Source organism: Roseibium sp. RKSG952 (assembly GCF_009711355.1).
On sequence record NZ_SMMF01000794.1, the window covers coordinates 1 to 9,798 of the forward strand.

Genomic DNA, 9,798 nt, shown 5'->3' on the forward strand with positions numbered 1-9,798 from the left:
CCATATATTCACGCTCGGGCCTCCTGGGCCGACCACTCTGCAAATGGGGAGCAGCCGGGATGAGGTCAGGTTCTGCGCTGGCCTTACTCTGCGGCGATCAAAGCCGAGAGTTCCCGTCGGACGATATCGGCACCCACGCTGAGAGCATTCAGTTTGCCTCTGGCAACCGTGCGGGATAGCGGCGCCATCCCGCAATTGGTGCAGGGATAGAGCTTGTCGGCATCTGCAAACTTGAGCGCCTTGCGCAAGGTGTCGGCAACTTCCTCCGGCGTTTCGATGGTGTTGCTCGCCACATCGATGGCCCCGACCATCACCTTCTTGCCGCGAATAAGCTGGATCAGATCGATCGGCACATGCGAGTTGTGGCATTCCAGCGAGACCAGATCGATATTGGACCTTTGGAGTTTGGGGAAGGTCTCTTCGTACTGCCGCCACTCCGAGCCCAGAGTTTTTTTCCAGTCGGTATTGGCCTTGATGCCATAGCCATAGCAGATATGGACAGCCGTCTCGCATTTCAGACCTTCGATCGCCCTTTCCAGGGTCGCGATGCCCCAGTCGTTCACCTCGTCAAAGAACACATTGAAGGCGGGCTCGTCGAACTGAATGATGTCGACCCCGGCGGCCTCGAGTTCCCTGGCTTCCTGATTGAGGATGGCGGCGAATTCCCAGGCGAGTTTCTCGCGGCTCTTGTAATGAGCATCATAGAGGGTATCGATCATCGTCATCGGCCCCGGGAGCGCCCATTTGATGGGGCTGCCTGTCTGCCGACGCAGAAACTTCGCATCTTCCACAAAGACCGGCTTTTCGCGCGATACAGCACCCACGACCGTCGGCACGCTGGCATCATAACGATCGCGAATCCTGACGGTCTCGCGCTTTTCGAAATCGACGCCGCCAAGATGCTCGATAAAGGTCGTGACAAAGTGCTGGCGGGTCTGCTCGCCGTCGCTGACGATGTCGATACCCGCGGCCTGCTGTTCTATCAGTGCGACGCGCAGCGCATCTTGTTTTCCCTCGATCAGAGCATCGCCTTCCAGCTTCCAGGGCGACCAGAGTTTTTCCGGCTCAGCGATCCAGGAAGGTTTGGGCAGGCTACCGGCCGTCGATGTGGGGAGAAGTTTGGTCATGTAAGGCATTCCTTTTGTGTCTTCCAGTCGCTCAGGCCGCGTGCTGTTCGGTCCAGGCCCGCAGAATAGTCTGATAAGGCTTGATGAAGTGCTCTTCAGCGAACCGGCCCTGTTCGGTCGCAAGTCTGGTCCGTTCCTCGCGGTCGTAGACGACCAGCGTTTGCGAAAAGTCCCGATGCTTCAAACTCGGTTTGTAAAGCTGACCGGCGACGGAATTCGCGTTGTAGATCTCGGGTCGGTAGATCTTCTGGAAGGCTTCCATTGTGCTCAGCGTGCTGATCAGCTCGAGATTGGTGTAGTCGTTGAGCAAATCACCGAAGAAGTAGAAGGCGTATGGCGCGACACTGTTGCGCGGCATAAAATAGCGCACCTGCATTCCCATCTTCTGAAAATACTGTTCGGTCAAGGACGGCGCGTCCGGCTCGTATTCGATCCCCAGAACAGGATGTTCATTCGTGGTCCGATGATAGGTCTTGCTGTCCGAGACACTGAGACAGATCACCGGAAGTTTCCGGAAATGCGCCTTGTAGACATCGGACCTGACGAAACTCTTGAAGATCTTTCCATGCAGATCGCCAAAATTGTCCGGAACGCTGAACCCGGACTTGCCCCTGTTGTGCTCAGGCAGCACCACGCTGAAATCATAGTCTCGCACATAGGAGGAGAAATTGTTGCCGACGAGGCCTTCGATGCGAGCGGACATTTTGCTGTCGACAATTGTCGTCTTTAGGATTTCGATGGCCGGAAAGGTCTCACCCTTGCCGTCGATATCCAGCTCGACGGAGACAATGTCCAGGTCCAGATGGTAACGATCTCGCTCAGGGTTATCCCAGTGGGCAAGGTCATTGCAGCGGTTGTCAATCATTTGCAAAGCGTTGCGCAGGTTTTCTTTGCGGCTTTCTCCACGCGCCAGATTCGCGAAGTTGGTCGTCAGTCGCGTGCCGTCCGCCGGTTCGTAGTTTTCGTCGAAACGAAGGCTCTTGATCGTGAAGGTGAAGTCTTTGGTCATCGTCTTCCCGTGTCCTGGCTGCCGATGCAAATTCCGAGGTCGATCCCGCTCTTTCGGCAGTTTTCGAACTTGTTCCCGAGTTTGCGCAAGCGATGGTCTGCATGTGTCGACGGTTCAAGGTCATGCGTGCTGTATGCCCGAGCTGGAACATGAAGAAAAATGATATCTTTTCAGAAAAACATGACTGAGTGTCATGTGGTTGGTGATCAGCCTTGTGACCCGCCAAAGCCGCGGAGTCTTTCGCCATCGCCAATTGTCCAGGACAATGCACAATGCTCTAACGTTTTCAGGCTGATGAGCTTTTGGGCGCTCAATCGATTCCGAGCAAACGTCTGCTCATCTAGCGACCATGCAGCGACCGTTTAGATCTGAACGGTTTCAGCCAGGTCCATGAAGCCGTCCAGATAGCTGGTCGAATTGCCTGTGCGACGTCCCAGATGGATGGACTTCGCAATGCCCTCGCCGAGCCGCACGCCCTTCACCCCCCTAGTCTCGCGCAAGAGCCAGTCGGGGGTTGCGCTGACGGCGCGGCCAGATGCCACGAGCCGCAACATCAGATCGGTCGTCTCTACTGTGCGGTGGCGATGCGGCAGGGTATGGGCGGGGACAAGGAAGCGGGTATAGATATCCAGCCGCTCGCGAGAGACGGGATAGGTAATCAAGGTTTCGCTCGCCAGATCCTCGGGTTCGATCCGCTGTTTTTGCGCCAGAGGATGGGCCTCGGCCACCGCCAGAACCAGCTCGTAATCGAAGACGGGCTTGTATTCGAGACCCGGACGCTCAATCGGGTCGGGAGTAACGAGAATGTCGATCTCATGGCCCAGGAGGGCGGCCAGTCCCCCAAACTGGAAGGCTGTCGTCACATCCAGTTCGACATCCGGCCATTCCGCCAGAAACGGGTCCACCACCCGCATCAACCAGTCCTGACAGGGGTGACATTCCATCCCCACCCGGATAGCGCCGCGCCGCCCGCGTGCATAGTCTTCAAGGACAATCGCACCATGTTCCAGCTGCGGCAACACGCGCATCGCCAGCCCTAAAAGATAGTCACCCGCGAGCGTCAAACGCAGTTTGTGCCCCTCGCGCTCCCAGAGTTTAACACCGTACCGATCCTCGAAACGGCGGATGGCATGGCTGACCGCCGATTGGGTCAGGTTCAGCTGATCGGCGGCCTGGGTCAGGCTGCCCGTACGGTCAATCTCGCGCAGGATGGCAAGAGGCTGGATATCGATCATTCAGCATGAATCCCTGTCATGTTTTTCTGATATAACCTCACTTGACGTCATGAGCAATCGTGACTGTGGTCCTTCAAAATGGAGTTGTCACCCTGATGTCGGGTAGCGAGCCACCGCGGCGGGAATTGAGGTCATCAAAATCCCGCCGGAAGCGCTTCCGGCCTCACGGGTTTCCCGCAGTCATCACGCGTTGTGTGTTCCGCTCAAACGTGGTTGGCAAGGCCGCGGTCGATGTGTGACACTTTCGGTCGGGGTCAGACCGAGACTTGAAGGAGACAGACCCATGCACAATCGTGAGGCCGGACAATCACAAATCTGGACTTGTGTTCTGCTGACTGCTGCCATCCTCTTCAGTTTCGCCCTTGCCTGCGGGATTCCCTTCGCGGCCCTCGGAGCAATTGCAGCCCTGACCCTGCCTCCCCGGGGAGCGGTGTTTCTGGCGGCGCTAGGCTGGCTCGCCAATCAGGTGATCGGGTTCGGGTTCCTCGGCTATCCGTTCGATGCGATGACGCTGTCCTGGGGCGTGGCACTGGGGCTGTCGGCGCTTGCTGCAGTTGGCGCGGCCTTACTCTCGCTCAGTCTGATGCGGACTTCAGTGCCAGCAGTGCGGCTACTGCTTGCCTTCGTTGCGGCCTGGGCCGGACAGCAAGGCACGGTCTTCGCGGCAAGCCTCGTTCTGGGGGCGTCCGCTTCAGCCTTTGCACCGGCGGTCGTCTGGTTCATCCTCTGGACAAACGCCATGGCCTTCACCGTTCTTCTCGCCACCCAGATGATCGGGGTGCGAGCGGGGGTCGCGCGCATGCCGCTGGATCAATCTGCTGGATAGAATATGGCGCCAGGCAAATAAGCGCCCGGCAGGTCCATGCCGGCTGGCATGGCCTTCCCCGTGGCGAGGTGAGCGGGTAGTAGATGTGTGTGCGGACCAAGCGGCGATTGTCCGCCGGGCGGTGGGATCGGTGTCAGGATCTCGATCCTGCCAAGCGCGGTCTCAATCACCCGTGCCGGACTGTTGGCCAGCAACGCCGGCGCAATAAGCCCGAGGTTGTCGGGAAATGCCGAGCCGGTTGCCGACGAGAGCGCCTCTCGCGTCTCGCCCGGCCCGGCACGCACGCAGAACCGGGCTTCCTTGCGTCCCATGCCAAGGTCGAAAACATGAGCATCTCGATCAGAAACTGCGACGGCATCCAGATCCGGCCCGAGCGCTGTCAAGGTGTGGGCAATGTCAGGGTGTCCTCGCTCCTGCTTGACTGCAAGCACGATCCGCGAACGTTCCAGCGGTGTTTCCTTTGCCTCAAATGTCAGTGCCCGAACGTTGTCATCGATACGGAAGCGCAGCCCTGCACCCCGGGTGCTGGAGACGATGACCTCGCCATCGTGTTCCGCGCGAACAGCCTGACCTGGGGCTGCCGTGAACTCGCCAACAGCACCGACGACGCCGGCGACCCACGTCCCCCTGCCGTCACTCAAGCTCCGCAAAACGAAATTGCGAATGTCTTCCGTCTCCCAAGGCAGGCGCCGGCAGGTCACGCCGAGCCGCTCAAAGCGTTCCGGCAGATCCTTCCAGATCTCTGCCCGCCAGGCCTCGGTATGACCGCACCAGTCAGCAATCTCGTCTCTGGTTCGCGCGCACCCCATGCAAAGCCCGGTGGTCGCATCAATCTTGCATAGGCCAACGCATGGACTAACGCTTGTCATGATCCGACTTCCTTTGGGTAAGAAGCAAGCGCAGCTCATATCGCATCAAGGCCATCGTGAGGTCTTCATTCAATGCCGGACACCCGCCCCCTATCAGATAGAATTTTCACAATGCCGATTGAAGCCCGACAGAAAGCCATTGCAATAGCATGATCCTTTATCCCCAACCCTATAAGAAAGATTAGGTACATTATATTGACGACCTAGAATTATCACATACAATATGTAGCATTCAAGGTCTGGCGATTTTGCAAAATCGTTGGCTAAGAGGGAAACTGGTGCGTTTGGCGTCAAACAAATCCGGTGCTGCCCCCGCAACTGTGAACGGCGAGCTGCGATCCGAAAAGCCACTGGGAGCCCCCGGGAAGGCGGATCACGTCAGCGCTGACCCGTGAGCCAGGAGACCTGCCTTGAACGACAAAACGTCAACGGACGGAGGGTCTGTAGGGCGGGGCTTTACTGCGTCAATCGCACAGCCTCTTGCGCTTGCCTTCCGTTCATCACCAGAGCCGTTCTTCGGGGTGCAAGAGAAGACATGACCGTTACCGTTTACAGCAAACCCTCCTGCGTTCAGTGCAATGCGACCTACCGCGCACTTGAGCAAAAAGGTGTCGACTACATCGTCGTTGATCTCAGCAAGGACGACGAAGCCTTTGACCACGTTCAAGCGCTTGGCTACCAGCAGGTGCCGGTGGTCGAGGTACGTGGAGATCATTGGGCCGGCTTTCGCCCGGACAAGATCGCAGCACTCAGCTGACCGTTGAGTGGGCTCGTCTACTTTTCGAGCGCATCAGAAAACACGCACCGGTTTATTGAGAGACTCGGACATCCGGCAATCCGTATTCCGCGGAACACATCGGAGCGGCTCCCGTCTTTGCAATCGCCCTTCATTCTGGTCCTGCCGACCTTTGCGGACGGCAGTGGCCGAGGAGCGGTCCCAAAACAGGTGATCCAGTTTTTGAATGATGCACTCACGCGTGCGCTCCTGAAGGGCGTAATTGCCTCGGGCAACCGCAACTTCGGAGAACATTTCGCCCTCGCCGGAGACATTGTCGCGAAAAAATGCGGTGTTCCGCTGCTCTACAAATTTGAGCTCTCCGGAACTGACAGTGACCTTCAAAGGGTCCAACACGGGATAACAGAATTTTGGAAACGTCAGTCCTAGACCGCCCGGCAGCACAGGCGGAAACACTCGATTATCACGCCCTCAACGCAATGTTGAACCTTTATGATGCGGACGGAAAAATCCAGCTGGATGCCGATCGCCGGGCTGCCCGCCAGTACTTCCTTCAGCATGTCAACCAGAACACAGTTTTCTTTCATTCGCTGGAAGAAAAGCTCGGGTATCTCGTTCGCGAGGGCTACTATGAGGCAGAGGTTCTGGAGCAATATGACTCCGCCTTCGTGAAATCGATTTTCGAGGCGGCCTATGCCCGAAAGTTTCGTTTCCCAACATTCCTTGGCGCTTTCAAATACTACACCAGTTACACGCTGAAGACCTTCGATGGAAAACGCTACCTGGAGCGGTTTGAGGACCGTGTCGTGATGGTGGCACTGACCCTTGCCGCCGGCGATGAAGACCTTGCGATGCGTCTGATGGACGAGGTCATTTCCGGCCGTTTCCAACCCGCAACGCCGACCTTTCTGAACGCTGGAAAGAAACAACGCGGTGAGCTGATCTCCTGCTTCCTGCTGCGGCTTGAAGACAACATGGAATCCATTGGAAGGGGCATCAACTCAGCCCTACAACTCTCCAAACGCGGCGGCGGTGTGGCGCTGCTTTTGACTAACATTCGCGAAGCGGGTGCGCCGATCAAGGGTATTGAAAATCAGTCCTCCGGTGTCATCCCGGTGATGAAGCTATTGGAGGACAGCTTTTCCTATGCCAACCAGCTGGGGGCCCGGCAAGGCGCCGGCGCAGTTTATCTCAACGCGCATCACCCGGACATCTTAAGCTTCCTCGACACCAAACGGGAGAACGCAGACGAAAAGATCCGCATCAAGACCCTGTCGCTCGGAGTGGTGATTCCGGACATCACCTTCGAACTCGCCAAACAGGATGAGGAGATGTACCTCTTCTCACCCCATGATGTGGAGCGGGTCTACGGCGTGCCGATGTCCCAGATCTCGATCACGGAAAAATATCGCGAGATGGTCGACGATCCGCGCATCCGCAAGAAAAAAATTCGGGCGCGAGCCTTCTTCCAGACCATCGCAGAAATCCAGTTTGAGAGCGGTTACCCGTATATCCTGTTCGAGGACACCGCGAACCGGGCGAACCCGGTGGACGGGCGGATCAATATGTCGAACCTGTGTTCAGAGATCTTGCAAGTCAACGAGGCATCGAAGTTCAATGATGACTTGTCCTATGAGCATCTCGGCGCGGACATTTCCTGCAATCTAGGCTCTTTGAACATAGCGCGGACAATGGACGGTGGGGACCTGGGTGCAACGGTCGAAACCGCCGTTCGGGCCCTTACTGCCGTCTCAGTGATGAGTGCTATCGACAGTGTACCGTCCGTTCGCCGGGGTAATGACGAAAGCCATGCCATTGGGCTCGGGCAGATGAACCTTCATGGGTTTCTGGCCCGCGAACGAATCCACTATGGCTCGGAGGAAGGCGTCGAGTTCACCAGCCTTTACTTCTACGCTGTCGCGTATCACTGCCTGCGCGCCTCCAATAAAATCGCGCGGGAACGCGGGCAGAGCTTCAAGGGTTTTGAAAAAAGCCGCTATGCAGACGGCACCTTCTTCGACAAGTATCTGGACAAGATCTGGGAGCCAAAATCGGACCGGATCCGGGGTCTGTTCGAGACCTTTGGCATCACTTTGCCAACACAGGCTGATTGGCAGGATCTGATGGAGGCCGTTATGGCCGATGGGCTCTACAATCGCAATCTTCAAGCCGTGCCGCCGACCGGTTCAATCAGCTACATCAACCATGCGACCTCTTCGATCCACCCGATCGTTTCAAAAATCGAGATCCGCAAGGAGGGCAAGATCGGCCGCGTCTACTATCCGGCCCCGTTCATGACGAACGACAATCTGGACTACTACCAGGATGCCTATGAAATCGGCGCGGAAAAGATAATCGACACTTATGCGGCGGCAACAGAGCATGTCGATCAGGGACTGTCGCTGACGCTGTTCTTCCGCGATGACGCGACCACAAGAGACGTTAACCGCGCACAGATCTACGCCTGGAAGAAGGGCATCAAGACTATCTATTACATCCGCTTGCGCCAAATGGCCCTTGAAGGGACCGAGGTGCAAGGCTGCGTGTCCTGCTCGCTCTAAAGGAGACACTCATGACCATTCACACACCCGTCTCCGGCCTGACACGCACCGTTCCAAAAGCTGTCAACTGGAACCGCCTTCAGGACGACAAGGATCTGGAAATCTGGAACCGCCTGACGGTGAACTTCTGGCTTCCGGAAAAGGTTCCGCTGTCGAACGACATACAAAGCTGGGCAACCTTGCATGCGGATGAACGGCAACTGACCATCAGAGTCTTCACCGGTCTGACGCTGCTGGACACGATACAGAACACGGTCGGCGCCCCTGCCCTGATGCCCGACGCTCTAACGCCGCATGAAGAGGCGGTTCTGACCAATATCGCGTTCATGGAAGCGGTCCATGCGCGCAGTTATTCATCGGTCTTTTCCACCTTGTGTCAAACGGCTGAAGTGGATGATGCTTTCCGTTGGTCGGAAGAAAACGAGTTCTTGCAGGCCAAGTCGCAGCTGATCCTGAATGAATATGACGCGGCCTCCTCGCCGCTTAAAAAGAAAGTAGCCAGCGTCTTCCTGGAGAGCTTCCTCTTCTATTCAGGCTTTTATCTGCCGATGCACTGGTCTAGCCGCGCAAAGCTGACCAACACGGCCGATCTGATCCGCTTGATCATTCGCGATGAAGCGGTGCACGGCTACTATATCGGCTACAAGTTCCAACGCATGCTGGAGGTGCTCACTGAGGCCGAACGCCAGGAGATCAAGGACTTTGCATTTGCGCTGATGTTCGATCTTTACGAGATCGAGGGCAAATATACCGAAAGCCTCTATGACGGTGTTGGCCTCACCGAAGACGTAAAGCACTTCTTGCATTACAACGCCAACAAGGCGTTGATGAACCTCGGCTATGAGGCCCTGTTCCCGGACAGTGTCTGTGAAGTCAATCCGGCCATCATGGCGGCGCTTTCCCCGAACGCCGACGAGAACCACGACTTCTTCTCGGGCTCCGGCTCGTCCTACGTCATAGGCAAGGCAGTCGCGACCGAAGACGAAGACTGGGATTTCTAAGCAATCCAATTTCAGTCACAGAGGTTGATGGCGATGCTATGATGGTGGAAATTGAAGATGTTTGCACAAATTCAATAATCAATTCCGGCTCCTAGCAATAGCTAAGCAGAGATTCTCTCTCTACCCCACGGATGATTTATCTGTTCGGCATTCCAGTTTTCGACGCCTAGTTTGATCGCAGCTTCGAGCTCTCTGGCATCGGCAAAAGTCTGGTGCGCGAGTTCGGTCTGTTTGTGGGATTTCCAGACGGGTTCAATGTCATTCAATTCCGGGGCGTAGCGTGGCAGCCACTCGACAGTCATCCAATGAGCAAGGTCGGCCAAGGCTTTGCGCGAGAGCTTGCTGGTATGTACAGGCCCGTTGTCGAGAACCAATATGACGGGCCGATCAGGCAAGCCCGGCTGGGCGTCCATTAGGGCTCTGTGATAAATCGT

10 protein-coding genes and 1 riboswitch are annotated in these 9,798 nt (G+C 56.6%); of the genes, 5 read left to right on the forward strand and 5 right to left on the reverse strand.

Features of this window, described 5'->3' with window-relative positions; translation table 11 throughout:
* Window positions 1–83: 83 nt before the first annotated feature.
* The 3 genes from E1297_RS07125 to E1297_RS07135 form a co-directional block, all read right to left on the reverse strand.
* A complete protein-coding gene (locus E1297_RS07125; RefSeq protein ID WP_155135762.1) occupies window positions 84–1,127 on the reverse strand; it encodes a methionine synthase in 1,044 nt (347 codons plus the stop codon).
* Window positions 1,128–1,158: 31 nt separating this feature from the next.
* Window positions 1,159–2,136, reverse strand: a complete 978-nt coding sequence (locus E1297_RS07130) for a DUF1852 domain-containing protein (protein ID WP_155135764.1) — start codon at window positions 2,134–2,136, stop codon at window positions 1,159–1,161.
* Between the two features lie 362 nt (window positions 2,137–2,498).
* Window positions 2,499–3,371: a LysR family transcriptional regulator gene (locus tag E1297_RS07135; RefSeq protein WP_155135767.1), complete on the reverse strand. Its 873-nt coding sequence runs from the start codon at window positions 3,369–3,371 to the stop codon at window positions 2,499–2,501.
* Window positions 3,372–3,654: 283 nt separating this feature from the next.
* Here E1297_RS07135 and E1297_RS07140 point away from each other — a divergent pair, with 283 nt between their 5' ends.
* Window positions 3,655–4,197: a hypothetical protein gene (locus E1297_RS07140; RefSeq protein WP_155135770.1), complete on the forward strand. Its 543-nt coding sequence runs from the start codon at window positions 3,655–3,657 to the stop codon at window positions 4,195–4,197.
* Here the strand turns inward: E1297_RS07140 and E1297_RS07145 are convergent.
* Window positions 4,182–5,066, reverse strand: a complete 885-nt coding sequence (locus E1297_RS07145; protein WP_155135773.1) for a DUF1289 domain-containing protein — start codon at window positions 5,064–5,066, stop codon at window positions 4,182–4,184. The two genes, E1297_RS07140 and E1297_RS07145, sit on opposite strands and share 16 nt — an antisense overlap.
* 218 nt (window positions 5,067–5,284) lie before the next feature.
* Window positions 5,285–5,494, forward strand: a riboswitch (cobalamin riboswitch).
* A gap of 107 nt (window positions 5,495–5,601) precedes the next feature.
* On the opposite strand from E1297_RS07145, the gene nrdH reads away from it, so the two are divergent.
* From nrdH to nrdF, 4 genes are read left to right on the forward strand one after another with little or no spacing between them, the layout of a single operon-like run.
* Window positions 5,602–5,823 (forward strand): glutaredoxin-like protein NrdH, encoded by a 222-nt coding sequence (gene nrdH, locus E1297_RS07150; protein WP_155135776.1) that lies wholly within the window; start codon window positions 5,602–5,604, stop codon window positions 5,821–5,823.
* Window positions 5,824–5,826: 3 nt separating this feature from the next.
* Window positions 5,827–6,231: a class Ib ribonucleoside-diphosphate reductase assembly flavoprotein NrdI gene (gene nrdI / locus E1297_RS07155; protein ID WP_155135779.1), complete on the forward strand. Its 405-nt coding sequence runs from the start codon at window positions 5,827–5,829 to the stop codon at window positions 6,229–6,231.
* On the forward strand, window positions 6,213–8,363 hold the full coding sequence (gene nrdE, locus E1297_RS07160) for a class 1b ribonucleoside-diphosphate reductase subunit alpha (RefSeq protein WP_155135782.1): 2,151 nt from the start codon (window positions 6,213–6,215) through the stop codon (window positions 8,361–8,363). Before nrdI ends, nrdE begins: the two co-directional genes overlap by 19 nt.
* A gap of 11 nt (window positions 8,364–8,374) precedes the next feature.
* Window positions 8,375–9,364, forward strand: a complete 990-nt coding sequence (gene nrdF / locus E1297_RS07165; protein ID WP_155135785.1) for a class 1b ribonucleoside-diphosphate reductase subunit beta — start codon at window positions 8,375–8,377, stop codon at window positions 9,362–9,364.
* A gap of 101 nt (window positions 9,365–9,465) precedes the next feature.
* Here nrdF and E1297_RS07170 read toward each other — a convergent pair.
* On the reverse strand, window positions 9,466–9,798 hold a 333-nt coding region (locus tag E1297_RS07170; protein WP_209015685.1), incomplete at its 5' end, for a transposase.

What these genes read in the sequence shown, in the direction of transcription:
- nrdF (WP_155135785.1), top strand. Translation starts at nt 8,375, where the DNA reads ATGACCATTCACACACCCGTCTCCGGCCTGACACGCACCGTTCCAAAA.
- E1297_RS07130 (WP_155135764.1), bottom strand. Translation starts at nt 2,136, where the DNA reads ATGACCAAAGACTTCACCTTCACGATCAAGAGCCTTCGTTTCGACGAA.
- E1297_RS07140 (WP_155135770.1), top strand. Translation starts at nt 3,655, where the DNA reads ATGCACAATCGTGAGGCCGGACAATCACAAATCTGGACTTGTGTTCTG.
- E1297_RS07135 (WP_155135767.1), bottom strand. Translation starts at nt 3,371, where the DNA reads ATGATCGATATCCAGCCTCTTGCCATCCTGCGCGAGATTGACCGTACG.
- nrdH (WP_155135776.1), top strand. Translation starts at nt 5,602, where the DNA reads ATGACCGTTACCGTTTACAGCAAACCCTCCTGCGTTCAGTGCAATGCG.
- E1297_RS07125 (WP_155135762.1), bottom strand. Translation starts at nt 1,127, where the DNA reads ATGACCAAACTTCTCCCCACATCGACGGCCGGTAGCCTGCCCAAACCT.
- E1297_RS07145 (WP_155135773.1), bottom strand. Translation starts at nt 5,066, where the DNA reads ATGACAAGCGTTAGTCCATGCGTTGGCCTATGCAAGATTGATGCGACC.